At 68.3% G+C, this 26,323-nt stretch carries 24 protein-coding genes; 15 read left to right on the forward strand and 9 right to left on the reverse strand.

Features of this window, described 5'->3' with window-relative positions; all coding sequences use genetic code 11:
* Window positions 1-17 precede the first annotated feature (17 nt).
* The gene (locus B0F77_RS37380) at window positions 18-881 is read right to left on the reverse strand and encodes a 3-hydroxybutyryl-CoA dehydrogenase (protein ID WP_086667773.1); all 864 of its coding nucleotides are present in this window, start codon (window positions 879-881) and stop codon (window positions 18-20) included.
* A 106-nt stretch (window positions 882-987) separates the two neighbouring features.
* On the opposite strand from B0F77_RS37380, the gene B0F77_RS37385 reads away from it, so the two are divergent.
* The gene (locus tag B0F77_RS37385) at window positions 988-1,746 is read left to right on the forward strand and encodes a dienelactone hydrolase family protein (protein ID WP_086667774.1); all 759 of its coding nucleotides are present in this window, start codon (window positions 988-990) and stop codon (window positions 1,744-1,746) included.
* A 46-nt stretch (window positions 1,747-1,792) separates the two neighbouring features.
* Here the strand turns inward: B0F77_RS37385 and B0F77_RS37390 are convergent, their stop codons facing one another.
* Entirely contained in the window at window positions 1,793-3,328 is a 1,536-nt protein-coding gene (locus B0F77_RS37390) for an amino acid permease (RefSeq protein WP_086667775.1), read from the reverse strand.
* A 125-nt stretch (window positions 3,329-3,453) separates the two neighbouring features.
* Here B0F77_RS37390 and B0F77_RS37395 point away from each other — a divergent pair, with 125 nt between their 5' ends.
* The 6 genes from B0F77_RS37395 (at window position 3,454) to B0F77_RS37420 (ending at window position 10,159) form a co-directional block, all read left to right on the forward strand.
* Entirely contained in the window at window positions 3,454-4,794 is a 1,341-nt protein-coding gene (locus B0F77_RS37395; protein WP_086667776.1) for a glutamine synthetase family protein, read from the forward strand.
* On the forward strand, window positions 4,781-5,476 hold the full coding sequence (locus B0F77_RS37400) for a gamma-glutamyl-gamma-aminobutyrate hydrolase family protein (protein ID WP_086667777.1): 696 nt from the start codon (window positions 4,781-4,783) through the stop codon (window positions 5,474-5,476). Before B0F77_RS37395 ends, B0F77_RS37400 begins: the two co-directional genes overlap by 14 nt.
* Entirely contained in the window at window positions 5,473-6,825 is a 1,353-nt protein-coding gene (locus tag B0F77_RS37405; protein ID WP_086667778.1) for an aldehyde dehydrogenase family protein, read from the forward strand. The genes B0F77_RS37400 and B0F77_RS37405 overlap by 4 nt, the downstream gene beginning before the upstream one ends.
* A 27-nt stretch (window positions 6,826-6,852) precedes the next feature.
* Window positions 6,853-7,620, forward strand: coding sequence for a 3-oxoacyl-ACP reductase (locus tag B0F77_RS37410; RefSeq protein WP_086667779.1), 768 nt, complete (start codon window positions 6,853-6,855; stop codon window positions 7,618-7,620).
* Between the two features lie 4 nt (window positions 7,621-7,624).
* Window positions 7,625-8,323 carry a FadR/GntR family transcriptional regulator gene (locus B0F77_RS37415; protein ID WP_425435776.1) on the forward strand — a complete coding sequence of 233 codons (699 nt, stop codon included), beginning with the start codon at window positions 7,625-7,627 and terminating at the stop codon, window positions 8,321-8,323.
* A 186-nt stretch (window positions 8,324-8,509) separates the two neighbouring features.
* A complete protein-coding gene (locus B0F77_RS37420; protein WP_086667815.1) occupies window positions 8,510-10,159 on the forward strand; it encodes an AMP-binding protein in 1,650 nt (549 codons plus the stop codon).
* Between the two features lie 138 nt (window positions 10,160-10,297).
* Here B0F77_RS37420 and B0F77_RS37425 read toward each other — a convergent pair whose 3' ends face one another.
* The gene (locus tag B0F77_RS37425; RefSeq protein WP_086667780.1) at window positions 10,298-10,804 is read right to left on the reverse strand and encodes a hypothetical protein; all 507 of its coding nucleotides are present in this window, start codon (window positions 10,802-10,804) and stop codon (window positions 10,298-10,300) included.
* A 70-nt stretch (window positions 10,805-10,874) separates the two neighbouring features.
* Window positions 10,875-11,159 carry a hypothetical protein gene (locus tag B0F77_RS37430; protein WP_086667781.1) on the reverse strand — a complete coding sequence of 95 codons (285 nt, stop codon included), beginning with the start codon at window positions 11,157-11,159 and terminating at the stop codon, window positions 10,875-10,877.
* 141 nt (window positions 11,160-11,300) lie between these two features.
* Between B0F77_RS37430 and B0F77_RS37435 the strand changes: the two genes are divergently transcribed.
* The 8 genes from B0F77_RS37435 to B0F77_RS37470 all read left to right on the forward strand — a co-directional run bounded on the left by B0F77_RS37435 (window position 11,301) and on the right by B0F77_RS37470 (window position 19,291).
* Window positions 11,301-11,792 (forward strand): GNAT family N-acetyltransferase, encoded by a 492-nt coding sequence (locus B0F77_RS37435; protein WP_086667782.1) that lies wholly within the window; start codon window positions 11,301-11,303, stop codon window positions 11,790-11,792.
* A gap of 34 nt (window positions 11,793-11,826) precedes the next feature.
* Window positions 11,827-13,875 (forward strand): threonine--tRNA ligase, encoded by a 2,049-nt coding sequence (gene thrS / locus B0F77_RS37440; protein ID WP_245849154.1) that lies wholly within the window; start codon window positions 11,827-11,829, stop codon window positions 13,873-13,875.
* A complete protein-coding gene (locus B0F77_RS37445) occupies window positions 13,872-14,420 on the forward strand; it encodes an HIT family protein (RefSeq protein WP_086667784.1) in 549 nt (182 codons plus the stop codon). Before thrS ends, B0F77_RS37445 begins: the two co-directional genes overlap by 4 nt.
* A gap of 305 nt (window positions 14,421-14,725) precedes the next feature.
* Complete coding sequence (locus tag B0F77_RS37450; protein ID WP_086667785.1) at window positions 14,726-15,565, forward strand: helix-turn-helix domain-containing protein; 840 nt, start codon at window positions 14,726-14,728, stop codon at window positions 15,563-15,565.
* 151 nt (window positions 15,566-15,716) lie between these two features.
* The gene (pgsA, locus tag B0F77_RS37455; protein ID WP_086667786.1) at window positions 15,717-16,319 is read left to right on the forward strand and encodes a phosphatidylinositol phosphate synthase; all 603 of its coding nucleotides are present in this window, start codon (window positions 15,717-15,719) and stop codon (window positions 16,317-16,319) included.
* Complete coding sequence (locus B0F77_RS37460; protein ID WP_086667787.1) at window positions 16,316-17,218, forward strand: phosphatidylinositol mannoside acyltransferase; 903 nt, start codon at window positions 16,316-16,318, stop codon at window positions 17,216-17,218. The genes pgsA and B0F77_RS37460 overlap by 4 nt, the downstream gene beginning before the upstream one ends.
* A gap of 13 nt (window positions 17,219-17,231) precedes the next feature.
* Window positions 17,232-18,344: a glycosyltransferase family 4 protein gene (locus B0F77_RS37465; protein WP_086667788.1), complete on the forward strand. Its 1,113-nt coding sequence runs from the start codon at window positions 17,232-17,234 to the stop codon at window positions 18,342-18,344.
* Complete coding sequence (locus tag B0F77_RS37470) at window positions 18,341-19,291, forward strand: NUDIX hydrolase (protein ID WP_086667789.1); 951 nt, start codon at window positions 18,341-18,343, stop codon at window positions 19,289-19,291. The genes B0F77_RS37465 and B0F77_RS37470 overlap by 4 nt, the downstream gene beginning before the upstream one ends.
* A gap of 4 nt (window positions 19,292-19,295) precedes the next feature.
* On the opposite strand, the gene B0F77_RS37475 is transcribed toward B0F77_RS37470, so the two are convergent.
* The 5 genes from B0F77_RS37475 to B0F77_RS37495 form a co-directional block, all read right to left on the reverse strand.
* Window positions 19,296-21,380, reverse strand: a complete 2,085-nt coding sequence (locus B0F77_RS37475) for a tetratricopeptide repeat protein (protein WP_086667790.1) — start codon at window positions 21,378-21,380, stop codon at window positions 19,296-19,298.
* Between the two features lie 190 nt (window positions 21,381-21,570).
* The gene (locus tag B0F77_RS37480) at window positions 21,571-22,563 is read right to left on the reverse strand and encodes a TIGR03842 family LLM class F420-dependent oxidoreductase (RefSeq protein ID WP_086667791.1); all 993 of its coding nucleotides are present in this window, start codon (window positions 22,561-22,563) and stop codon (window positions 21,571-21,573) included.
* An 11-nt stretch (window positions 22,564-22,574) separates the two neighbouring features.
* Window positions 22,575-23,960: a dihydropyrimidinase gene (gene hydA, locus B0F77_RS37485; protein ID WP_086667792.1), complete on the reverse strand. Its 1,386-nt coding sequence runs from the start codon at window positions 23,958-23,960 to the stop codon at window positions 22,575-22,577.
* A complete protein-coding gene (locus B0F77_RS37490) occupies window positions 23,957-24,799 on the reverse strand; it encodes a nitrilase-related carbon-nitrogen hydrolase (protein ID WP_086667793.1) in 843 nt (280 codons plus the stop codon). Before B0F77_RS37490 ends, hydA begins: the two co-directional genes overlap by 4 nt.
* Window positions 24,796-26,304, reverse strand: a complete 1,509-nt coding sequence (locus B0F77_RS37495; protein WP_086667794.1) for an NCS1 family nucleobase:cation symporter-1 — start codon at window positions 26,302-26,304, stop codon at window positions 24,796-24,798. The genes B0F77_RS37490 and B0F77_RS37495 overlap by 4 nt, the downstream gene beginning before the upstream one ends.
* Window positions 26,305-26,323 lie beyond the last annotated feature (19 nt).

A 26,323-nucleotide genomic window follows, 5' to 3' on the forward strand; every position in this document is an offset into this window, starting at 1 on the left:
GGGAGCGGGCCCTCGCGTCACTTCGCGTAGTTGTGGAAACCGCGGCCGGACTTCTTGCCGAGCAGGCCCGCGTCCACCATGCGCAGCAGCAACGGCGGCGGGGAGTACAGCGGCTCCTTGAACTCGTCGTACATCGACTCGGCGATGGCCTTGGTGGTGTCGAGGCCGATCAGGTCGGTCAGGCGCAGCGGGCCCATCGGGTGGGCGCAACCGAGCACCATGCCGTTGTCGATGTCGTCGGCCGAGGCGAAGCCGGACTCGAGCATGCGGATCGACGAGAGCAGGTAGGGGATCAGCAGCGCGTTGACCACGAAGCCGGCGCGGTCCTGCGAGCGGATGACCTCCTTGTGCAGGGTCGTGCGGACGAACTCCTCCGCGCGGACCTGGGTGGTGGCACCGGTCAGCAGGGACGGCACGATCTCCACGAGCTTCAGCACGGGCACCGGGTTGAAGAAGTGCACACCGATGACCTGCTCGGGGCGCTGGGTGGCCATGCCGAGCTTCATGATCGGGATCGAGGAGGTGTTGGACGCGAAGATGGCGTCCTCGTCCTTCACGACCTTGTCGAGCGCGGTGAAGACGTCGGTCTTGATCTGCTCGTTCTCGGCGACCGCCTCGACCACGAACTGGCGGTCGGCGAACTCGCCGATGTCGGTGGTGAACCGGATGCGGGCCAGCGCGGCCTCGCGGTCGGATTCACTGAGCTTGCCCGACTTCACGCCCCTGGCGAGCGATGAGGCGATCCGCCCCTGCGCTGCCGCGGTCGCGTCCACGTTGACCTCGGCGACGATGACGTCGAGGCCGGCGCGGGCGCTCACTTCGGCGATTCCGGAACCCATGAGGCCGGAACCGACGACTCCCACTCGTTGAATGTCACTCACAGGCCCGATCCTGCCACGAACGGCTTGAACGCGAGGTCAGCGCAGGGCCGAGCGATGGCTAATGTGAAACTCAGTACCAGTTACGACTTTCGGGACCGAGGCTTTGATGAGCACTGCTGTGCACGGATCGTCCGTCGACATCCCCACGCCGGACGGAATCGCCGACGCCTACCTGACCCATCCCGCCGAACCCGGCCCGTACCCCGGCGTCCTGCTGTACATGGACGCGTTCGGGTTGCGGCCGCATCTGCGGTCCATGGCCGACCGGCTCGCGGCGGCCGGATACGTGGTCCTGGTGCCCAACGTCGTCTACCGCGCCGGTCGGGCGCCGGTGGTCGAGCTGCCCGACTTCATCGACCCCGCCGCGCGGCCGGGGCTCTTCGAGTCACTGCGGCCGGCCATGCAGACGCTGACGCCCGAGCGGGCCATGAGCGACGCCGCCGCCTACCTCGACTGGCTGGCCGCCTCGCCGCTCACCACCGACGGACCCGTGGGGCTCACCGGGTACTGCATGGGGGCGGGTCTCGCCCTGCGCACCGCGGGCACCTACCCGGACCGGGTCGCCGCCGCGGCCGGGTTCCACGGCGCGTACCTCGCGACCGACGCGCCGGACAGCCCGCACCTGCTCGCCGGTGCCATCACGGCGGAGCTGTACTTCGGGCACGCGGACAACGACCCGACGAATCCGGCCGAGCAGATCGACCGGCTGGACAAGGCGCTCAGCGAAGCGGGTGTCCCGCACCGGGGCGAGACCTACGCCGGCGCTTCCCACGGCTTCACCCAGGCCGACACCGCGATGTACAGCGAAGAGGCCGCCGAACGCCACTGGGCGGCGGTGCTGGACCTGTTCGCCCGCAAGCTCTGATCACCGTGCCGGGCGCTCCACAGGAGAGCGCCCGGCACGGCGATGCTCAGACGGAGTCGAGGTCGCGTTCGATCGCGGCCAGTTCCTCCGCCGAGCCCTGGACCTGGGGGCCCTTGAACCACTTCCGCGCGGACGCGAGCCACCAGACACCCGCGAACCCGAGGACCACCAGCACCGCGATCGGCGTGTAGTTGAACGTCTTCGCCGTCACGGGACTCGCCTGGGGCAGCATGAACAACACGGTGATGAACACGACCCACGCCACCGCGACGACGCCGATCGGCTTGCTCCACTTCCCGAGGTGCCACGGTCCACGTTGGAAGTTCTCGCCCTGCAGCAACCGCAGCAGCGTCGGCAGCACATAGGCGATGTAGAGCCCGATCACCGCGATCGACGTGACCGCCGCGTACGCGGTCGCGTTCCACAGGTACGGCAGGCCGAGCACGAACGCGCCGCCCGCGGCCAGCCAGATCGCGTTGGTGGGCGTCCGGGTGCGCTTGTTGATCTTGTGCCAGAACGAGGACGCCGGCAGCGCGCCGTCGCGGGAGAAGGCGTAGATCATCCGCGAGTTCGCGGTGACCGACGACATGCCGCAGAACAGCTGGGCGCCGATCGCGATCAGCAGCAACAGCTTGCCGCCGGTCACGCCCAGCGCGTCGATGAAGATCTGCGCCGGCGGCACGCCGGTCGCGCTGGAGATGGCGCCGTCGTAGTCGCGGATGGCGAACGTGATGCCGACCAACAGGACCCAGCCCGCGATCAGCGAGACCACGATGGACATCACGATGCCGCGCGGGCCGCTGCGGGCCGCGTCGTGGGTCTCCTCGGTCATGTGCGCCGAAGCGTCGTAGCCGGTGAAGGTGTACTGCGCCAGCAACAGGCCGAGCATGCCGACGTAGAACGCCGACGACCAGCCGGTGTTGTTGACGAAGTGCGTGAAGACGAACGAGGCGGACTGGTGCTCGGACGGCAGGACCACCAGCGCGCCGACGATCACGAGCACGCCGACGATGTGCCACCACACGCTGATGTCGTTGAGCATCGCGACGAGCTTCACGCCGAACGTGTTCAGCAACCCGTGCAGCACCAGCACGATGCCGAAGATCAGGATGGTGTGCGGAGGTGTGGCCGCGAAGCCGAACTGGAGGTCGAGGAACGCGTTGATGAAGAACGCCGCGCCGAAGTCGATGCCCGCCGTCACCGCGACCTGGCCGAGGAAGTTGAACCAGCCGGTGAACCACGACCAGGCGGCGCCGTTGCTCGGCGCGAGTTTCGCCGCCCAGTAGTACAGACCGCCCGCCGTGGGGTAGCTGGAGCAGACCTCCGCCATCGCGAGACCGACGATCAGGGTCATCAGGCCGACGAACGGCCAGCCCCACACGATGAGCGCGGGACCACCGGTGTTCATGCCGAACCCGTAGAGGGTCAGACAGCCGGAGAGAATCGAGATGATCGTGAACGACACGGCGAAGTTGGAGAAGCCGGACATGGTCCGGGACAGCTCCTGGGCGTAGCCGAGTTCGTGGAGTCGTTGTTCGTCTGCGGAGCGTGAGGTGGCAGGACTGTCTGCTTCATGACTCATCGGCGTCCTCCTCAATTGGACTCCGTCCAGTCCTTTAGACGGTGGCTGAGGGTGGCGCTCTTCAACCGGTGGTGTCAAGATGTATCGGCCAATGGCTCGCTGACATACCTTTGGAGGAACGCGGGATGCTGACCGTCGAGGAGTTGCGCGAGGCCGTGGACACCGGTGAGATCGACACCGTCCTGGTCGCGATCGTGGACATGCAGGGCCGCCTGCAGGGCAAGCGTTGTGCTGCCCAGTACTTCCTCGACGAGGTTCTCGGACACGCCGCCGAGGGCTGCAACTACCTGCTCGCCGTCGACGTCGAGATGAACCCCGTCAGCGGGTTCGAGATGTCCAGCTGGGACCGCGGGTACGGCGACTTCGTGATGAAGCCGGACATCGCGACGCTGCGCCGGGTGCCGTGGCAGGAGGGCACCGCGCTCGTCATGTGCGATCTCGTCTGGGAGAACGGCGATCCCGTCGTCGCCTCGCCGCGGCAGATCCTGCGCAAGCAGCTCGACCGGCTCGCCGCGCTCGGGCTGGAGTGCTACGTCGGCACCGAGCTGGAGTTCATCGTCTTCGACGACACCTACGAGCAGGCCTGGAACTCCGGCTACCGCAACCTCACGCCGTCCAACCAGTACAACGTCGACTACTCGTTGCTCGGCACCGCGCGCGTTGAGCCGTTGCTGCGGGCCATTCGCAACGGTATGACGGGCGCGGGCATGGTCGTCGAGTCCGCCAAGGGCGAGTGCAACCCCGGCCAGCACGAGATCGCGTTCCGCTACACGACGGCGCTGCGGACGTGCGACCAGCACGCCATCTACAAGAACGGTTCCAAAGAAATCGCTTCGCAGCAGGGCAAGTCGCTCACGTTCATGGCGAAGTACAACGAACGTGAGGGCAACTCCTGCCACATCCACCTGTCGCTGCGCTCCAAGGACGGCGAGCCGGTGTTCGCCGAGGGCCAAGGCATGTCCGAGATGATGAAGCACTTCCTCGCCGGGCAGCTGGCCGCGTTGCGCGAGTTCACCTACTTCCTCGCACCGAACATCAACTCCTACAAGCGTTTCGTGAAGGGCTCGTTCGCGCCGACCGCCGTCGCGTGGGGCCGGGACAACCGCACGTGCGCGCTGCGGGTCGTCGGCCACGGCCAGTCTTTGCGGTTCGAGAACCGGGTACCCGGTGGGGACGTGAACCCCTACCTCGCGGTGGCGGCGTTGATCGCGGCCGGCCTGCACGGTGTCGAGCAGAAGCTGGAGCTGGAGGACGAGTTCGTCGGCAACGCCTACGCCTCGGACCGGCCGACCGTGCCCACGACGCTGCGTGAGGCCGCGGACCTGTTCGCGGCCAGCGACATCGCGCGGGAGGCGTTCGGCAAAGAGGTCGTCGACCACTACCTGAACGCGGCGAAGGTCGAGCTCGACGCGTTCGAGGCGGCGATCACGGACTGGGAGAAGGTACGCGGGTTTGAGCGCCTCTAAGCCACTCATCGGCATCAGCACCTACCTGGAGCGCACGCGCTTCGGTCAGTGGGACGTGGAAGCCGCGGTGCTCTACCGCGGTTACCTCGACTGCGTGGTCAAGGCGGGCGGCAACCCGGTCATGCTGCCGCCGGTCGGCACCTGGACCGCCGAGACCATCGCGTTCCTGGACGGACTGGTGATCGCGGGCGGCGCGGACATCGACCCCGCCGCCTACGGTGCCGAGAAGCACGAGCTGACCGGGGAACCGCGCCGCGACCGCGACGAGGCCGAGTTCGCGTTGGTCGAGGCCGCGCTGAAGATCGACCTGCCGGTGCTCGGCGTGTGCCGGGGCATGCAGGTGCTCAACGTGGCGCTGGGCGGCACGCTGCACCAGCACATCGAGGGCCACAACCCGGCGCCGGGCGTCTTCGAGCACACCGACATCGAGGTGGTCGGCGACTCCCGGCTGCACGACGTTCTCGGCGACGCGACGACCGTGCAGTGCCATCACCACCAGTCGCTGGACCGGGTCGCGGATGGACTGCGCGTCACCGCCGAGGCGCCCGACGGCACGGTCGAGGCCGTCGAACTGGAAGGCGCCCCCTTCGTCGTCGGTGTGCAGTCGCACCCCGAGCAGGACACCGAGGACCTGAGGTTGTTCGAAGCGCTAGTGGATGCCGCAAGGAGAAGAGCGTCGTGACCTTTGACGTCATCAACCCCGCCACGGAGAAGGTCGTTCGGTCCGTACCGCACACCTCTCTCGAAGAGACGGACGCGGCGATCGTCCGGGCGCAGAAGGCGTTCGAGAGCTGGCGGAACGTCGCCCCCGGTGATCGCGGCCGGTTGCTGCGGAAGTTCGCCGAACTCGTCGACGCGCACAACGAGGAACTGGCGCAGCTGGAGGTCGAGAACTCCGGGCACACCATCGGCAACGCCCGCTGGGAGGCCGGCAACGTCCGCGACGTGCTGCAGTACTACTCGGCCGCGCCGGAACGGTTGTTCGGCAAGCAGATCCCGGTGCCCGGCGGGCTGAACGTCACGTTCCACGAACCGCTCGGCGTCGTCGGCGTGATCGTGCCGTGGAACTTCCCGATGCCCATCGCGGGCTGGGGGTTCGCCCCGGCGCTGGCCGCCGGCAACACGGTCGTGCTGAAGCCCGCCGAGGTGACGCCGCTGACCGCGATCCGGCTCGGCGAGCTCGCGCTGGAGGCGGGCCTGCCGGAGGGCGTGTTCCAGGTGCTGCCGGGCAAGGGCAGCGTCGTCGGCAACCGGTTCGTCACGCATCCGTTGGTGCGCAAGGTCGTCTTCACCGGCTCCACCGAGGTCGGCAAGCAGATCATGGCGGGCTGCGCGGACCAGGTGAAGCGGGTGACGCTGGAGCTGGGCGGCAAGTCGGCGAACGTCATCTTCGCCGACTCCGACCTCGAGAAGGCGGCCGCGACGGCGCCCTACGGGGTGTTCGACAACGCCGGGCAGGACTGCTGCGCGCGGTCGCGGATCCTCGTGCAGGCGAGCGTCTACGACCGGTTCATGGAACTGCTGGAGCCCGCGGTCAAGGGCGTGAAGGTCGGCGAGCCCGGCGACGAGGCGACCGAGATGGGGCCGCTCATCACGGCCGCGCACCTCGGCAAGGTCGCGTCTTACGTACCAGACGACGCCCATGTCGCGTTCCGCGGAACCTCGCCGGACGGACCCGGTTTCTGGTTCCCGCCGACGGTCCTCACGCCTCCCGCGGACCACGTGACGGTCACCGAGGAGATCTTCGGGCCGGTCGTCGTGGTGCTGCCCTTCACCGACGAGGCGGACGCGATCAGGATCGCGAACGACTCGGAGTACGGGCTGTCCGGTTCGATCTGGACGCAGGACGTCGGCAGGGCGATCCGCGTGTCGCGCGCGATCGAGGCCGGAAATCTGTCTGTCAACTCGCATTCGTCCGTCCGCTACTGGACGCCGTTCGGTGGCGTCAAGCAGTCCGGTCTCGGCCGGGAGCTCGGACCGGACGCGCTCGACAGCTTCACCGAAGTCAAGAACGTCTTCATCGCATCCTGATTCTGGGCAACCTGAGGAGAACAAAAGATGGTGCAGCGACTCGAGGGCCGCGTGGCCGTCGTGACGGGTGGCGCTAGCGGCATCGGCCTCGCGACCGTGCGCAGATTTGCGAGCGAGGGCGCGAAGGTCGTCGTCGCCGATCTCGACCCCGCGTCCGGCAAGGCCGCCGCGGACGAGGCCGGCGGGCTGTTCGTCCAGGTCGACGTGACCGACGAGGAACAGGTCAAAGCCCTTTTCCAGACCACTGTGGACACTTACGGCAAGCTGGACATCGCGTTCAACAACGCCGGCATCTCGCCGCCCGACGACGACTCGATCCTGACGACGGGCATCGAGGCGTGGGACCGCGTGCAGAAGGTGAACCTCACGTCGGTTTATTTGTGTTGCAAGTACGCCATTCCGCACATGCAGGTCAACGGCAAGGGCTCGATCATCAACACGGCGTCGTTCGTGGCGACGATGGGTGCGGCGACGTCGCAGATCTCCTACACGGCGTCCAAGGGCGGCGTGCTGGCGATGTCGCGCGAGCTCGGCGTGCAGTTCGCGCGCGAGGGCATCCGCGTCAACGCGTTGTCTCCCGGCCCGGTCAACACCCCGCTGTTGCAGGAGCTGTTCGCGAAGGACCCGGAGCGGGCCGCCCGCCGGCTGGTGCACGTACCGCTCGGCCGGTTCGCCGAACCTGAGGAAATCGCCGCCGCGGTCGCGTTTCTGGCGTCCGACGACTCGTCGTTCATGACCGCGTCGAACTTCCTCGTGGACGGCGGCATCGCCGGCGCGTACGTGACACCGCTCTAGGCGCATGATGGAACACGCGCAGGAGGCGTTGTTCCGTCCCGTGCGGGCGGGCAACGCCTTCGAGGAGACCGTCGAACGGCTCATGCAGGCCATCCGGCTCGGCGTCGTCGCGCCGGGTGAGCGGCTGCCGTCCGAACGGGAACTGGCCACCCGGCTCGGCGTGAGCCGCGTGACCGTGCGCGAGGCCATCAGGTCGTTGCAGGAGAACAACTACGTGGAGTCGCGCCGGGGACGGTACGGGGGCACGTTCGTCAACGACGTGATCCCGAAGCCCGCGCCCGGCAAGGAGTTCGGCGACATCCACGACGCGCTGACGTTGCGGAAGGTCCTGGAGACGGGCGCCGCCGAAACCGCGGCTGGCCGGTCGCTGGGTCCGGCCGAACGGCGCGGGCTGCGGGCCCGGCTGGAAGAGGCCTCCACCGCGGCGCTGGGGGAGTACCGGCGCAAGGACTCGCGGCTGCACCTCGCGATCGCCGAGGCGACGGGATCCGCCGCCCTGACCGCCGCCGTCGCCGACTCGCGCATGCGGGTCAACGAGCTGCTGGACACCATCCCGCTGCTCGAACCGAACCTCGCGCACTCCAACGCCCAGCACGAGCGGATCATCGCCTCCATTTTGGACGGAGACCCGGCGTCGGCGCGCCAGGCGATGGCCGAGCACCTCGACGGAACGGCGTCGCTGTTGCGCGGCTTTTTGGTCTGACTGGTCAGACTGGGGCAAAGGCAGCAGTGTGGAAGGGTTTCCATCAGGGAAACAGCAACGTGAAAACGTTTACAGGTTCAAATGTCCCGTTGTCATGCGAATTCCGCATGGAACAACACTTGGCGTGAGCCTTGCGGACAGTTACCGTCCGAATACCTCGGGGACTTGCAGCGCGAGGAGCTGTTGATGCCAGGGTTGCGCAAGGTGTTTCGCGACGCCGTGGGCCGGGTGCACTCACTCCGTGTCTTGTCCGCCGCGGGCATGGTGAGTCTCACGAACTTCAAGATGTCCGTGCAGGCGTTGAAAGAGGTCAAGGTCTGGGGGCCGAACGTCGCGGCGCTGCGCCGTTCCGTCCGGCTGAACCCGGACGGTGTGGCGGTCGTCGACGAACGCGGTTCGGTGACCTACCGGCAACTGGACCGGCGTTCCACCGCGATCGCACAGGGCCTGCGCGCGTTGGGGGTGCAGCACACCCACATCGTCGCGTTGATGTGCCGCAACCACCGCGGCACGGTCGAATCACTGCTGGCGTGCGCGAAGCTCGGCGTCCGCGTGCTGTTGGTGAACACGGGTTTCGGTGCTCCGGTCGTTCTGGACCTGCTGCAACGTGAACGCGCCTCGCTCGTCATTCACGATGAGGAGTTCACGCCGCTGTTCCACCAGTTGCCGCCGTCGATCCCGCGCTGGCTCGCCTGGTCGCGCGACGGACTCGACCGTCGCACGCCGACACTCGACCAGCTGGTCGCGAAAGCCCCGCGCGGAGAGCTGGAACCGCCGCGCGAACCGGGTGTCGTCATCCAGCTGACCTCCGGCACGACCGGCGTGCCGAAGGGCACCGCCCGCGAGATCAAGTCGGTGCTGACGGCGTCGGACTTCCTGGACCGCATCCCGATGCACTCCGGCGAGTCGACGTTCATCGCCGCGCCGATCTTCCACTCCGTCGGCTACTCGCACCTGACGCTCGCCATGTCGCTCGGCTCGCGCGCGGTGCTGCAACGCCGGTTCGACCCGCGCAAGACGCTGTGGTCGGTGCAGGGCCAGCGCTGCACGACGATCGTGCTGGTGCCGACGATGCTGCAGCGGATCATGGAGCTGGACCGGTCCGTGATCGACTCGTTCGACCTCTCACACCTGCGCGTGGTGTTCTGCTCCGGCGCCGTGATCCCGACCGACCTCGTGCACCGCACCCACGCCGTGCTGGGACCGGTGCTCTACAACCTTTACGGTTCAACGGAGGTCGCGGTCGCCACCGTGGCGACGCCGCAGGACCTCGAAGCCGCACCGTCGTGCGTCGGCATGCCACCGCACAACTGCATCGTCCGCATCTACGACAACGACGGAAACCGGATCACCCGGTCGTTCGTGACGGGCCGGATCTTCGTGCGCGGCTCGCTGACCGTCGACGAGTACACCGACGGCTCGCAGAAGGAACGCATCGACGGCCTCGTCGCGACCGGCGACCTGGGCCACTTCGACCCGACCGGACGGTTGTACTTCGACGGCCGCCAGGACGACATGATCGTGTCCGGTGGTGAGAACGTGTACCCGGTCGAGGTGGAGAACCTCCTGATGACGCACTACCGCGTGCGTGACGCGGCGGTGCTCGGCGTGCCGGATCCCGAGTACGGGCAACGGTTGCGCGCCTTCGTGGTGCCGGTGGCGGGGGCGCGGATCGACGTGCGGGAGCTCCGCGAGTTCGTGCGGACCCGGCTGGCGCGGCACAAGGTTCCGCGCGAGGTCGTCGTCGTGCCGAAGCTGCCGCGCAACGCGACCGGCAAAGTCCTGCGCCGCCAACTTCTCGCGATCAGACTCGGCCCGCAACCACATTCGAACTGAGCCCTGTCGGTGCCATGAACGGCGCTTTTGTGGACCTGGGGTCCACAAAAGCGCCGTTCATGGCAAACCTGTGGGGGGAGCGCACGACGCGAGCCGTCGGGGACTCGGGCAGAAGCCCGCGTCGTGCGCTCGGTCGGGTTACCGCTCGAAGCGGTCGCCGCGGTCGTCGAACGGACCGCGCTGCTCGAAGCGGTCACCCCGATCACCGCGGTCCGGGCCGCGGTCGCCTCGCTCGTACATGCGGACGTGGCCGGGTCCGCCGCGGTGGTCGAAACGGTTGGCCGCGATCGCTCCCACGATGCCGCCGCCGAGGACGAGCCCCAGCAGTCCCACGGCGACCAGCTGGGTGGCGCGGTGTCCGGCGAAACGCCTCGCGCGGCCACGGCCGGCGGGTGCCGCGGCCGAGGGGATCGGTGCCGCCGGAGCGGCGGCGGGCGCTGCCGCCGGGGGTGGTTCCGCCGCTGTCGCCGCCGGGGGCGGTTCTGCCGCTGTCGCCGCCGGTTGTTCCGGGGCGGGTTGCTGACCAGGCGTGGCCGGTGCTTCGGCCGGCAGCGGGGTCGTTGCCTGGTCCGGTGCAGGCCGGGCCGCCTGCGGGTCGTTGCTCGACGGCTCCTGCGGCGGAGGCGTCGGTCCCTGCTCGCTCATGTCCTCAACGATGCGCCGTTCGGCTGAGCTGAGCCTGACAGCCGCCTGTCCGTTTCCTGAAGCCGGACGATCAGGCCGTGCAGACGCCGTGCCGCAGCGATTCGGGCAGGTCAGCGCCTCGGGACGAGTTGACCACGGGCCGCGAGCCGATGAAGACGTGCCGCTGGTCGGCGTAGGTCGCACCGAAAAGTTCGGGATCGAGCACGCCGGACCACACGAAGTGCAGCGTCGTGCGCGTGCCGTCACGGGCGTCGCGGCGGGAGTAGTGATCGCGCAGGTCGGTGTAGAGCAGGCGCAGTTCGTCCCGGTTGGACTCGGTGAGGTGAACCGGGCATTCGACGACCAGGTCGTGCATGTCGGTGCTCCTAACGGCGGCGGGCCGGGCACACAGACTGCTCGCCCCGCGCACCGGGACGCATCCGAAAAACCACTCAGAAACCCTGCGTAGGCGACCCGACACGGAAAACAGTTGCGGGTACCCGCTTCAATCGGAGGCATGGAACTCGTCCCGCTCCGCCAGGAGTTCGCCCCGCGGATGCTCGCCGGCGGGCCGAACGACGCCGAGGTCAGGAAGCTGACCGGCTCGCACGCGAGGTTCGAGCTCGCGGACTACGAGGCGTACATCGAGCGGACGCTGAACGACCCGAACCGCTACACCCGCGCCATCACCGAGGACGGCCGGTTCCTCGGCGAGGTCGTGCTCACGATCAACCCGTACAACCGGTCGGCCGGCATGCGGATCTTCCTCCAGGACGGCTTCGGCAAGGGCTACGGCACCCTGGCGATCCGGCACGTCCTGGACCACGCGTTCACCGTCCGGAAACTCCATCGGGTGGATCTGGAGGTGTACGAGTTCAACGACCGGGCGATCCATGTCTACAAGAAGCTCGGCTTCCGCGAGGAGGGCCGCCTGCGGGACGCGCTGCTGTGGGAAGGCGAGTTCCACGACGCGATCGTCATGTCGGTTTTGAGCACCGATAACATCTGATCTGCTCACCCAACACCTGGATCTAGGAGTCACCGTGTCCGAGTCGCGCCCAGCAGTCGCCCAGAACCCGCCTCGCGTGGTGGTTCCGGCGGGGACGACGGCGGGCACGGCCGTGCGCGAGGCCGGGCTCCCCGGCAAGGGCTCCGACGCGATCGTCGTCGTGAAGGACGCCGAGGGCCACCTGCGCGACCTGTCGTGGGTCCCGCAGGTCGACGTCGAGGTCGAGGCCGTCGCCGCGGACACCGAGGACGGCCGCAGCGTCATCCGCCACTCCGCCGCGCACGTGCTGGCACAGGCGGTGCAGCAGCAGTTCCCCGAGGCCAAGCTCGGCATCGGCCCGCCCGTGAAGGACGGCTTCTACTACGACTTCCAGGTCGAGAAGCCCTTCACCCCGGAGGACCTGCAGGCGCTGGAGAAGCGCATGAAGCAGATCATCAAGGGATCGCAGCGGTTCTCCCGCCGGGTCGTCGAGTCGATCGACGCCGCGAAGAGCGAGCTCGCCGAGGAGCCGTTCAAGCTGGAGCTCGTCGACATCAAGAGCGACGTCGACACCAGCGAGATCATGGAGGTCGGCGGCGGCGAGCTGACGATCTACGACAACCTCGACCCGCGCACCGGCGAGCAGGTGTGGGGCGACCTGTGCCGCGGCCCGCACGTGCCGACCACCAAGCACATCCCGGCGTTCAAGCTGACCCGCGTGGCCGCCGCCTACTGGCGCGGCAACGAGAACAACCCGCAGCTGCAGCGCATCTACGGCACCGCGTGGGAGTCGCAGGAGGCGCAGGACGCGTACCTGGAGCGGCTGGCCGAGGCCGAGCGCCGCGACCACCGCAAGCTGGGTGTCGAGCTGGACCTGTTCTCGTTCCCGGACGAGATCGGCTCCGGTCTGGCGGTGTTCCACCCCAAGGGCGGCATCATCCGCAAGGCCATGGAGGACTACTCCCGGCAGCGGCACACCGAAGAGGGCTACGAGTTCGTCTACTCGCCGCACATCACCAAGGGCAACCTGTTCGAGGTCTCCGGTCACCTGGACTGGTACAAGGACGGCATGTACCCGGCGATGCACCTCGACGCCGAGTTGAACGAGGACGGCACGGTGCGCAAGCCCGGCCAGGACTACTACCTCAAGCCGATGAACTGCCCGTTCCACGACCTGATCTTCAAGTCGCGCGGGCGTTCGTACCGCGAGCTGCCGCTGCGCATGTTCGAGTTCGGCGGCGTGTACCGCTACGAGAAGTCCGGCGTGGTGCACGGCCTCACCCGAGTGCGCGGCATGACGCAGGACGACGCGCACATCTTCTGCACCAGGGACCAGATCCGCGACGAGCTGGCCTCGCTGCTGAAGTTCGTGCTCGACCTGCTGCGCGACTACGGCCTGGACGACTTCTACCTGGAGCTCTCGACCAAGAACCCGGAGAAGTACGTGGGTGCGGACGAGATCTGGGAGGAGGCGACCGAGACGCTGGCGTCGGTGGCCCGCGAGTCCGGCCTGGACCTCGTGCCGGACCCCGGTGGCGCCGCCTTCTACGGCCCGAAGATCTCGGTGCAGTGCCGTGACGCGCTCGGCCGCACCTGGCAGATGTCGACCATTCAGCTCGACTTCAACCTGCCGGAGCGGTTCGAGCTCGAGTACACCGGCCCGGACGGCTCCCGCCAGCGCCCGGTCATGATCCACCGCGCGCTGTTCGGCTCGGTGGAGCGGTTCTTCGGCGTGATGACCGAGCACTACGCGGGCGCGTTCCCGGCGTGGCTCGCTCCGGTCCAGGTCGTGGGCATCCCGGTGACCAGCGAGAACGCGGACCACCTGTTCGCGGTGCGCGAGGTGCTGCGCAAGAAGGGCATCCGGGTCGACGTGGACGCGTCCGACGACCGCATGCAGAAGAAGATCCGCAACCACACCATGCAGAAGGTGCCGTTCATGCTGCTGGCCGGCGCCAAGGACGTGGAGGCGAACGCGGTGTCGTTCCGGTTCCGCGACGGCACGCAGATCAACGGCGTTCCGGTGGAGCGGGCGGTCGAACAGATCGTCGAGTGGGTCGGCCGCCGCGAGAACGCCTCGCCCACGGCGGAACTGCTCTCGTGACGTCCGAGTTTTCCGAGCAGGACGGTGTCGGGGTCCACGACGCATTGCAGCGTTTGTGGACTCCGCACCGCTTGTCGTATGTAAAGGGTGAGGGCAAGGCGGACGGTGACGAACCTTCTGGCTGTCCGTTCTGCCGAGTTGTCGAGTTGGACGACTCGGACGGCCTGATCATCGCGCGCGGTGCCGAGGTCTTCGCTGTTTTGAACCTCTACCCGTACAACCCCGGTCATCTGATGGTGCTGCCGTATCGGCACGTGCCGGACTACACCGACCTGACGGAGTCGGAGACCGCCGAGTTCGCCGCGTTCACGCAGAAGGCGATGAGGGTGGCGCGGCACGTGGCGGCGCCGCACGGGTTCAACGTCGGCATGAACCAGGGTGTTGTCGCCGGCGCCGGGATTGCCGCGCATCTGCACCAGCACGTCGTGCCGAGATGGGGTGGCGACGCGAACTTCATGCCGGTCATCGGGCACACCAAGGTGTTGCCGCAGCTGCTCGGGGAGACCCGTCAGCTGCTGGCGGACGGCTGGAAGGCCGTCGGCTGACCAATCAGATTCGCTAAACGCGGCGTTTAGCGAGCGGTGTGATTGAAAGCCGTACCAATTCCTGGACAAAAGAGTGACAAAAACCACGCCGGGTTGTCTGAGTAGGACAATCCAGCCAGTTTCCATGTCGCGGGGAATAGATTCGGTTACAACTTTCGGGTGTTTCTAGTCAGCCGATCGAGACGTAACGGCAGCACAAAACGATTCCAGGTGCGTGAGATCACCCACCTGGAGGTGTCAACTGCAAGTCAAGTCCCCGCCGATGGCCGATCGTCTCCGCGTGTGCAGATGGTTACGGTGCGAACATGACCGCACCTGAGCGTTCGCGATTAGCGAGAGAACGGCTTTCGCGTGAGTTACGCCGGTTGCGCACCGAGGCGAAGATGACCGGCACGGCCACCGCCCGTGCCACCGGGATGAGCCAGTCAAAGCTGTCGAAGATCGAGAACGGCATGCTGCTCCCGTCCGTCACCGACGTGGAGCGTCTCGTAGCGGAATTGTCCGCGTCGAGAGAGACGCGCATCGAACTGGTCGAACTCGCCAGGTCGCTGCACGCTGAGGCGGAAACTCGCCGCGTCGTGCTGCACCGAGGGGCGCACCGCCACCAGCAAACGATCACCCGCGTGGAGGCGCGGGCTGCGACATCGAGGTTCTTCCAGGTCAACCTGGTGCCCGCGTTGCTGCAGTCCGAGGCCTACCTGCGGATCGTGCTGGGGACGATGCCGCAGTCGGAGCAGGAGGCCGCGGTGGCGGCCCTGCGCATCCGGCGTTCCCGGATGGACGACCTGGCCAAGCAGTTCGTGTTCCTGCTCTCCGAGAGCGCCTTGCGCTGGCGGATGGGCTCGGCCGAGCTGATGGCGGAACAGGTGGAACACCTGACCGCGATCCAGCGCCGCCCGAACGTCCGTCTTGGTGTCGTGCCGTGGTCGGCCGACGCGAATGTGGTGGCACTGCACGGCTTCCACATCTACGACGAGCGCGTTGTCACGGTCAGCGTGCTGACCGGCAACGCGACCATCACCGATCCGCTCGACGTGCGGGAGTACCTCGCGTTGTTCGGACGGCTGGAAAGGCTGGCGGTGCGGGGAGAGGAGTTGCAGGCGTTGCTGAAACGCATCGCCGAGGATCACCGCCGGCTCGGTTAGAGGGGTTCGCTCGCGGGTGCTGTCAATCACCGGACAGTGCTCGCCAGCCAGCTGCACAGTTCGTTTCCGGGGGCTTCAGGGGGATTTTCGCAGTTGCCCGCCTCACCCGCGAGCAGCGCGTTTCACCAGTCCAGCTAGGCTGCGACACGCCATGCTGAACATCTTCGCTCGCGCGTCCGTCTCGCGCGTCACCGACCCGATCGGGGCGTGGTTGCTGGCGCGTGGCCTCACGCCCAACGCCGTTACCGTGGCCGGCACGATCGGTGCCGTCGCCAGTGCGCTGTGGTTCATCCCCCGCGGGCAGCTGTTCCTCGGCTGCGCGCTGGTGACGTTCTTCGTGCTGCTCGACCTGATCGACGGGGCCATGGCCCGCGCGCAGGGGCCCACGAAGTTCGGTGCCGTGCTCGACGCCACCTGCGACCGCATCGCGGACGGCGCGCTGTTCGCCGCGCTCACCTGGTACGCCTTCGACACCGGCAACCGGTGGACGGCCGCGGCCGGGTTCATCTGCCTGATCGCCTCGCAGGTGATCTCGTACGTGAAGGCGCGCGCCGAGGCGTCCGGCCTGGCGGCGGACGGTGGCCTGGCCGAGCGGGCCGAGCGGTTCATCGTCGCCCTGGTCGGCGCCGGTGTGCAGGGGCTCGGTGTGCCGCACCTGATGGACATCTCGTTGTGGCTGCTCGCGGTCATGACCGTGGCGACGGTGCTGCAGCGGATCCTCGCGGTGGCGAAGTCGGCGCGGGAGGCCGCGTGAACCTCGCGACCCTCGGCTACACGGCCGGCTGGCGGCTCATCCGGTTGCTGCCGCAGTCGTGGGCACGAGCGCTGTTCCGGGTCGGGGCCGACTACGCCGCGAAACGGGGTGGCGCGGGCGTCGCGCAGTTGCGCAAGAACCTGAGCCGGGTCGTGCCGCGGGCGGGCGAGGAAGAGCTCGACGAACTGGTGCGCGACTCGCTGCGGTCGTACGCGCGGTACTGGTGCGAGGCGTTCCGGCTGCCGTCGATGGACCTGCGCGCCGCCTACGAGAAGTGCGACTCGCAGGTGTCCGGCGTGGAGAACCTCGACGCGGCGCTGAGCGAGGGCACCGGCGCGGTCGTCGCCCTGCCGCACAGCGGCAACTGGGACATGGCCGGCGTCTGGCTGGTGGGCCACTCCGGCACGTTCACGACGGTCGCCGAGCGGTTGAAGCCCGAGTCGCTGTACCGCAAGTTCGTGGAGTTCCGCGAGACCCTCGGCTTCGAGGTGCTGCCGCTGAACGGCGGCGACCGTCCACCCGCGACGGTGCTGGCCGAACGGCTGCGGGCCAACAAGGTCGTGTGCCTGCTGGCCGACCGCGACCTGACCTCGTCCGGCGTGCCCGTGACGTTCTTCGGCGAACAGACCCTGATGCCCGCCGGCCCCGCGCACCTGGCCGCCACCACGGGAGCCGCGCTGCTCCCGGTCGGCTGCTGGTTCACCGAGGACGGCTGGCACTTCCGCATCCACCCGCCGATCAAGGTCAGCACCGTCCAGGCCGCCACCCAGGCCGTCGCGGACGTGTTCGCCGCCGACATCGCCGCGCACCCGGCGGACTGGCACATGTTGCAGCAACTCTGGCTCGCCGACCTGCCGCAGAGCCGCCGCGCCGCGCTGGCCAGGAGGCTCTCGCGGTGAAGGCGGTGGCCAGATGAAGATCGGCATTGTCTGCCCGTACTCCCTCGACGTGCCAGGGGGTGTGCAGGCCCACGTCGTCGACCTCGCGCGTGCCCTGATCGGCCTCGGGCACTCCGTCGACGTGCTGGCTCCCGCCGACGACGACCAGGAACTGCCGCCGTTCGTCACGTCCGCCGGCCGCGCGGTCGCCATCCCGTACAACGGCTCGGTGGCACGTCTGTCGTTCGGCCCGGTCTCGTACGCGCGGGTCCGCCGCTGGATCGACGAGCACCAGTTCGACGTGCTGCACCTGCACGAGCCCACGGCGCCATCCCTGTCGTTCCTCGCGCTGGTGGTCGCCGACGGCCCGATCGTCGCCACCTTCCACACCTCGACGCCGCGCTCCAAGATGCTGTCGGCGTTCCAGGGCGTGCTGCAGCCGTTCCTGGAGAAGGTCACCGCCCGCATCGCCGTGTCCGCGCTGGCCCGCCGCGTCCAGGTCGAGCACCTCGGCGGTGACGCGGTGGAGATCCCGAACGGCGTCGACGTCGACTTCTTCGCTTCGGCGTCCACTTTGGACGGCTACCCGCGACCCGGCGGCACCATCGGCTTCGTCGGACGCTACGACGAGCCGCGCAAGGGCATGCCGGTCCTGTGGGAGGCGTTCGGCCTGATCGCCGACGAGTTCCCGGACCTGCGCCTGCTGGTCGTGGGCCGCGGCGAGACCGAGTTCGAGGGGCCTTTCGCCGACCGGGTCGATCTGCTGGGCCAGGTCGACGACGTCGAGAAGGCGAGGATGCTGCGTTCCGTGGATGTCTACGTCGCCCCGAACACCGGCGGCGAGTCGTTCGGCATCATCCTGACCGAGGCCATGTCCGCCGGTACCGCGGTGGTGGCGAGCGACCTCGACGCGTTCCGCCGCGTGCTCGACGACGGCAAGGCGGGCGTGGTGTTCCCGGTCGGCGACCCTCGTGCACTGGCGGACGCGTTGCGGTCCGTTCTGCGGGATTCCGGGCTGCGCGCCGAGTACGTCGACATCGCTTCCCAGCGCGTGCAGGCCTTCGACTGGTCCGTGGTGGCGTCGCAGGTGCTGCGCGTCTACGAAACCGCGATCGCCGCCGACCCACGCCGGGTGAGCGAGGCATGACCACGGCTGTTGTCGTCGTCCTGGTAGCACTCCTGCTGGCCGCCTGGATCCTCGCGATCGCGAATCGCCTCGACCGCCTGCACGTGCGCACCGACGCCGCGTGGGCCGCCCTGGACGCCGCCCTGGCCCGCCGAGCCGTGGTGGCGCGGGCCCTGCTCGACCCCGAACTGTCCGCGGCGGCGTCGAAAGCCGAGTCCGCGACCCGCGCCGAACGCGAACTGGCCGAGAACGAACTCTCCGGCCTCCTGGGCGCCCTGGACCGGTCTTCCTTGGCGCCTGCACTGGCCGCCGAACTCTCCGACGCCGAAGAACGCGTCATGCTCGCCCGCCGCGTGCACAACGACGCCGTGCGCGACACGCTCCTGCAGCGCCGCCGCCGGGTGGCGAGGTGGCTGCGCCTGGCCGGCACCGCACCGCAGCCGTCGTACTTCGAGATCGCCGAGTCCACCACCCCGTCCGAGGCCGTGCTGCTCACGCCCCGCCCGTCCGCCCGGATCGTCCTGACCGATCCCGCTGGCCGAGTGCTGCTGTTCCAGGGCTTCGACCCGGCGCGGCCCCAGGAACTGTTCTGGTTCACCGTCGGCGGAGGCGTCGAGGACGGCGAGGACCTGCGCGACACGGCGGTGCGCGAGGCGTTCGAGGAGACCGGCCTCAAGCTCGAACCGGAACAGCTGGTCGGGCCGATCTGGCGACGCCGCGCGGTTTTCAGCTTCGACGGTCAGACGTTCGACGCGGAGGAGTGGTTCTTCCACGCCTCGGTCGACGGCGAGCTGAACATCGACACCTCGGGCTTCAACGACGTCGAGGAGACCACCATCTCCGGCCACCGCTGGTGGAGCGCCGAGGAGCTGGAGTCCACAGAGGACACCGTGTACCCGGTGCAGCTGGCCGAACTCCTGCCGGCGATCGACGCGGGCTGGGACGGCGAGACCCGGCCTGTTCGCTGACGGCTCAGCGGATCTTCGACCCCCAGAAGGCGATCCCCTCGCGGGTCGCCTGGACCTGGGGATGATCAGGCCCGAACACCCGCAGGCGATCGGCGAGCAGCCGTTCGAACTCCGCCACCGCGCGGCGCGGGTCGCCGGCCATCCCGCGCGTGTCGCAGAGGACCGAGCGGGCGGTCAGGGTCTTGGGGTGGTCGGGGCCGAGCGCCCTGGTCGAGTCGGCGACGAGCTGCTCGAGTTCGGCGGTGGCACGGGCGAGGTCACCGGCTTCGGCACGAGCGCACGCGAGGTTGTGCCGGGCCGCGAGCGTTCGCACGTCGTCCGGGCCGTACAACCGCAGCTGCACGGCGAGGAGTTGTTCCAGCTCGGCCAGCGATTCGCCGGAGTGGCCGAGTTCCGAGCGGTACAGGGCGATGTCGTGCTGGACCGACAGCGCCTCCGGGCTCTCGGGTCCGTGGATCCGGAGGTAGACGCCGAGGACCTCCTCCAGCTCGGCGATGGCGCTTTCCAGGTGGCCCGCCTCGGCCAGGACGTTGGCGTGGTCGTGCCGGGCGACCAGCATGGTCGTGAGCATCAGCGCGCGGTCGCCGCGGCGGACCCGGTGCTGGTTGGCGAGCAGGTGCTCGTAGTCGGCGTGCGCACCGCCCAGGTCGCCGGCCTTGCGCCGCGCCTGGGCACGGTTGCTCAGCGCGGACAGCGCGAAGAAGTCGTGGGGGCCGTGGGCCTGGACCGCGGCCTGGTAGACGTGGTCGAAGTGGTCCAGCGCCTCGACGGCGAGCCCGTTCACCGACAGGCTGTTGCCGTAGGTGACCGGGAGCAGGTGAGGGTCCCGCCCGCTCAGGTACGTGCCCTCGACCGCCATGAGCGTCTTGGCGTTGGCGCGCAGCACGTTGCACCACTCGTCGTTGCGGTCGTCGCTGACGTGTGGCCACGCCTCCAGCAGGGCATCGGCGGCGGCACGGATGGTCTTCTTCTGCTGCTTGGTGTTCCACGTGTCGCGGTTCGCCTGTTGCACCAGGGCGTGCATCCGGACCTCGCCGCCGCCCAGGGTGATCAGGCTCAGCCGGTGCAGGCCCGCGAGCACGTCCCGCACGCCGGCCTCGTCGAGCTGGTACGCGGTCATCGCGGCGAGGTACATCCGCGCGTACGGCCCGGTGAACAGGTCGAGCGGAATGCCGTTGGGGGACAGGACACTGGCGAGGTCGAGCAGCGTGCGGGCCACCTTGCGCGGCCGCAGCAGTTCGGCCTGCTCCAACGACAACGCCCAGGTGGCCGCGACGGCCGCCCGGTGCTCGTCCGCGTCGCCCTTGCGGAACCGCAGCTTCGCCAGGTACTCGGCGCACGACAGGTGCCGGTCCAGCATGTACGCGCCGGCCTGGGCGAGGGCCAGCGGCAGGCTTCCCAGCGCCCGCACGACGTCGGCGGCACCGTTGAGCAACGGCGGCTGACCGCCCAGCACCGTCTGGAGGTAGGCCAGGCCCTCGTCCTCGCTGAAGGCGTCGACCGCGACGATCTGCCGCCCGTCGCCCAGCAGGGCCGCGTCCCGGCGCCGGGTCGTCACCAGCGCCTTGCCGTTTCCGTCGGCCGGTGGCCACAGCCCGTCGAGGTCGGCGGGGTCCTGGACGTCGTCGAGCACGACCGTCCACGCCTGTTCGGCGCGCGCGAGCCACTCCAGCAGCCTGCGGGCGCCTTTCTCCACTCCGAGGTCGTCCCGGCCGGTGAGCTCGGCCGCCGCCTCGGCGTAGGCGGAGACGATCGCCTCGCGGGAGCTCGCCGTGACCCAGATCTGGAGTTTCACCACGCCCGCGGCCCACGTGCGTTCGCAGAGGTCCGCGGCGAGCTGCGTCTTGCCCACGCCGCCCATCCCGGTGAACACGGTGGTGTGCCCGCTGAGGGAGACCGACCGGCGCTGGAACGACGCCGCGAGCGGCGGCACGACGCCGATCTTCAACGGCAACTCGGCGGGAGGCCGGTGCTTCGCGTGCTGGTGGAGCGTGAAGTCGCCGCCGATGTAGCCGATCTGCACGTTGTCGCCGTGGACGTCACCGTGGACGGTGTTGCGCACGGAGAACGGTTCGACCTCGTCAGGCATCGGTCCATCATCCAGGAATCGATCAGGCGTGTCCGCCGAACCGGCCGACACGCCTGATCACGCCACTAGTAGGTTGTCGCGGCCTAGTTGTGCTCCCGGTTGTGGATGAAGGGACCCTTCATCCACCTCAGGTCGATGAAGGGTCCCTTCATCTGCGGGGCAAGCGCCAGAACTGAGCCGCGACGCGGCACTAGACGGCGGAGATGATCGACGATCCGTACGCGTCGCGCGTCTTGTCCTTCTCGTCGTGCATCAGGTACAGCGCGAAGTTGTCGACGCCGATCTCCTTGAGCTCCCGCAACCGTTCCACGTGCGCCGACTCCGGACCGACCAGGCAGAAGCGGTCCACGATCGAGTCGGGCACGAAGTCGGTCGACCGGTTGCCCGCCTTGCCGTGATGGGAGTAGTCGTAGCCCTCGCGGTCCTTGATGTAGTCGGTCAGGGCCTTGGGCACGGCGCCCGAGTCCCCGTACCGCGCGACGAGGTCCGCGACGTGGTTGCCGACCATCCCGCCGAACCACCGCAACTGATCCCGCTGATGGGGGAGATCAGTTCCGACGTAGGCCGGTGCCGCGACGCACATCGTGATGGCCGACGGATCACGCCCGGCCGCGACGGCGGCCTCGCGGACGGAGCCGATCGTCCAGCGCGCGATGTCCGGGTCGGCAGTCTGCAGGATGAAGCCGTCGGCCTGCTCGCCGACCATCTTCAGCGCCTTGGGACCGTACGCGGCCATCCACATCTCCAGCTTTCCGTTGCGCACCCACGGGATCTGCACCGCTGTGCCGTGGTGTTCGACGGAACGTCCCTCTGCCAGTTCCTTGATCACGTGCATCGCGTCGCCCAGGGTGGCCAGGGAGGCGGGCTTCTGGCCGATCACGCGGCGGGCCGAGTCGCCCCGGCCGATGCCGCAGACCGTGCGGTTGCCGAACATGTCGTTCAGCGTCGCGAACAGCGATGCCGTCACCGACCAGTCCCTTGTGGACGGATTGGTGACCATGGGACCGATGATCAGGTCCCGAGTCGCCGCGAGGACCTGCGAGTAGATGACGAACGGTTCCTGCCACAGCACGCAGGAGTCGAACGTCCAGCCGTAGCGGAAGCCGCAGTCCTCGGCGGCCCGGAGGCCTTCCACCACGTCCCGCGCCGGCGGGTCGGTCTGCAGCACGATGCCGAAGTCCACGGTGTTCCTTCCTAGACCAGGTACTGGTTGAGATCGCGGGACACGAACCGGCCGTGGCCCGTGGAGCCGTGGTAGGCGCCGTCGGCGATCACCTTGCGGCCGCGGGAGAACACGGTGTCGACCCGGCCCGCGAGTTCGAAGCCCTCGTAGGCCGAGTAGTCCACGGCCATGTGGTGGGTCTCGGCGGAGATCGTCTGGGTGGCGGCGGGGTCGTAGATCACGACGTCCGCGTCGGCGCCCGGCGCGATCACGCCCTTGCGCGGGTACATGCCGAACATCCTGGCCGGGGTCGTCGACACGATCTCGACCCAGCGTTCGCGGGTGATCTCGCCCTTCGCGACGCCCTGGTGCAGCAGGTCGACGCGGTGCTCGACGCCGGGCATGCCGTTGGGGATCTTGGAGAAGTCGCCGACGCCCAGCTGTTTCTGGTCCTTGAAGCAGAACGGGCAGTGGTCGGTGCTCACGACGGACAGGTCGTTCGTCCTGAGCCCGCGCCACAGCGACGACTGGTGTTCCTTGGGGCGCAACGGCGGCGACGCCACGTACTTGGCGCCTTCGAAGCCCGGACGCGCCAAGTCCTCCAGCGACAGGTACAGGTACTGCGGGCAGGTTTCGGCGAACACGTTCTGGCCCGTGTCCCGTGCGGCCGTGACAGCGTCAAGCGCTTGCGCGGCCGACAAGTGCACGATGTACAACGGGGAACCGGTCACCTTCGCCAGCTGGATGGCGCGCGAGGTTGCCTCGCCCTCCAGCTCCGGCGGACGGGTCAGGCCGTGCTGCACCGGGTCGCCCAGGCCGTTGGCGAGCGCCTGCGCGACGAGCTGGTCGATCGCGATGCCGTTCTCCGCGTGCATCATGATCGTGGCGCCGGTTTCGCGCGCCTTCTGCATGGCGCGCAGGATCTCGCCGTCGGTGGCGTAGAAGACGCCGGGGTAGGCCATGAACATCTTGAAGCTGTTCACGCCCTGGGCGATGCACGACTCCATCTCCTTGAGCGACTGGTCGTTCACGTCGGAGATGATCATGTGGAAGCCGTAGTCGACCGCGCAGTTGCCGTCGGCCTTGGTGTGCCACTTGTCCAGAGTGGACAGCAACGAGGAACCCTTGGGCTGCACGGCGAAGTCGACGATCGTGGTGGTGCCGCCCCACGCCGCCGCGGTCGTGCCGGTCTCGAAGGTGTCCGCGGACTGGGTGCCGCCGAACGGCATCTCCATGTGCGTGTGCACGTCGATCCCGCCGGGGATCACGTACTTTCCCGCCGCGTCGACGACCTCGTCGGCCTGCACCTCGAACCCCGGCGTGACCAGCGCGGCGATGTGCTCGCCGTCGATCAGCACGTCGGCCGCGTGCGAGCCGGTCGCGTTGATGACCAAGCCGTTGCGGATCAGGGTGCTCACGGCGTCACCAGGCCCTCGTAGGTGTCGGGGCGGCGGTCGCGGTAGAACGCCCACGTGTCGCGGACCTCGGTCAGCAGGTCCAGGTCGAGGTCGCGCACCACGAGCTCTTCCTCGGTGTCGGACGCGGCGTCGCCGACGAGCTGGCCGCGCGGCGACACGAAGTACGTCTGCCCGTAGAACTCGTTGTCACCCAACGGTTCCACGCCCACGCGGTTGATCGCGCCGACGAAGTACTCGTTCGCGACGGCCGCCGCGGGCTGCTCCAGCTTCCACAGGTACTCGGACAGCGAACGCGACGTCGCCGACGGGTTGAACACGATCTTCGCGCCGGCCAGGCCCAGCGCGCGCCAGCCCTCGGGGAAGTGGCGTTCGTAGCAGATGTAGACGCCGATCCGGCCGACCGCGGTGTCGAACACGGGGTAACCGAGGTTGCCCGGCTTGAAGTAGAACTTCTCCCAGAAGCCCTTGACCTGCGGGATGTGGTTCTTGCGGTACTTGCCGAGGTAGGTGCCGTCCGCGTCGATCACGGCCGCGGTGTTGTAGTACACGCCCGGCTGTTCCACCTCGTACATCGGCACGATCAGCACGATGTTGTTCTGCGCCGCGACCTCCTGCATCAGCTCCGTCGTGGGGCCGTCCGGGATCGCCTCGGTGTAGGAGTAGAAGTCCGCGTCCTGCACCTGGCAGAAGTACGGGCCGTAGAAGAGCTCCTGGAGACACAACACCTGCGCGCCCTGGGAAGCGGCGCTGCGGATGTGCTCGACCGCGTTCGCGATCATCGACTCCTTGTCGCCCGTCCACTTCTGCTGGACGAGCGCCGCCCGGATGATGTTGCTCACCTGGTCGTCTCCTTTGCCGTGTTGTCCTTCAGAGCAAGGAAAACCAGGAAACCGGCCGCGAAACCGATCACCCAGTTGTAGTCGTAGAGCGGCTTGAGGAACGGAATCAGGCCGTCCGCCGGGAACGGCCCGCCGTAGGCGCCGCCGACCGCGAGCACCGAGCCCACGAGCGTCGCCACGACCGCACGCCAGTTCCAGCCGCCGTTGAACCAGTACGCACCGCGTCCGTCGAGGTACAGGTCCTGGAGTTCGAGCCGGGTCTTCTTGATCACCCAGTACCCGGCCACGAACACACCGGCGACGCTCGCCAGCAGACCGCCGTAGAACCCGAGCCACGCGAAGATGTAGATGCTCGGGTCGGAGATCAGCCGCCACGGCTGGATCAGGATGCCGACCACGCCGGTGATCAGGCCGCCGACCGCGAACGTGATGCGCTTGGGGAACGCGTTCGAGAAGTCGTAGGAGGGGCTGACGACGTTCGCCGCGAGGTTCGCCGAGATGGTCGCCAGCACCAGCGACATCAACGCGATGAGCACGAGGAGCGTGCTGTCGAACCGGGATGCCAGATCCGCCGGGTCCCAGATCGCCTCGCCGTAGAGGGCCTGCGCGCCGGACGTGGTCAGGATCGCGACGATCGCGATGAACGACATGGTGGTCGGCAGGCCGAGGATCTGTCCGGTGACCTGTTTCCTCTGGCTACCACCGAACCGCGTGAAGTCCGGCATGTTCAGGCTGAGCGTCGACCAGAACGCGATCATGCCCATCAGCGAGGGGAAGAAGACCTTCCAGAAGTCCGGTCCCCAGCCGAGCGTGCTGCCCTGGTGCAGGATCGGCCCGAACCCGCCCGCCTTCACCAGCACGTAGCCCAGCAGGATCAGGAACCCGACGCTGACCAGCGGCGCCGTCCAGTTCTCGAAACGCCGGATCGCGTCCATGCCACGCCAGATGATCAGCATCTGCACGACCCAGAACCCGAAGAAGCACAACCACAACGTCCACGGCTGCCCGCCGATCTGCGACGCCTTCGCCCACCCGTCACCGGCCAGCCTGCCGATGATCACGTGCAGCGCCTTGCCGCCGACCCACGTCTGGATGCCGAACCAGGCGCACGCGATGAACGCCCGCAGCAGCGCGACCAGGTTGGCGCCCCGGATCCCGTAGAACGCGCGGGCGAACACGGGGAACGGGATGCCGTACTTCGTGCCGGCGTGGCTGTTGAGCAGCATGGGGACCAGCACGATCAGGTTGCCCAGGGTGATCGTGAGGAACGCCTGCACCCAGTCCATGCCGAGCGCGATCAGGCTCGCGGCCAGCGTGTAACTGGGGATGTTGTGCGCCATGCCCATCCACAGCGCGAAGAAGTTGTACGTCGTCCAGGTGCGCTGCTCGATCGGCACCGGCGCGAGCTCGGGGTTGTAGAAGCGGCTGTCCTTGATGGGACCTGCGTCGCTCAGTTCGACCCGGCCGTCAGGTGTGACCTGGGGCGGTGAGGACTCGACTGCCATCGTTCAACCCCCTGTTACG

This window comes from Lentzea kentuckyensis, assembly GCF_002150765.1.
Taxonomy (GTDB): Bacteria; Actinomycetota; Actinomycetes; order Mycobacteriales; family Pseudonocardiaceae; genus Lentzea; species Lentzea kentuckyensis.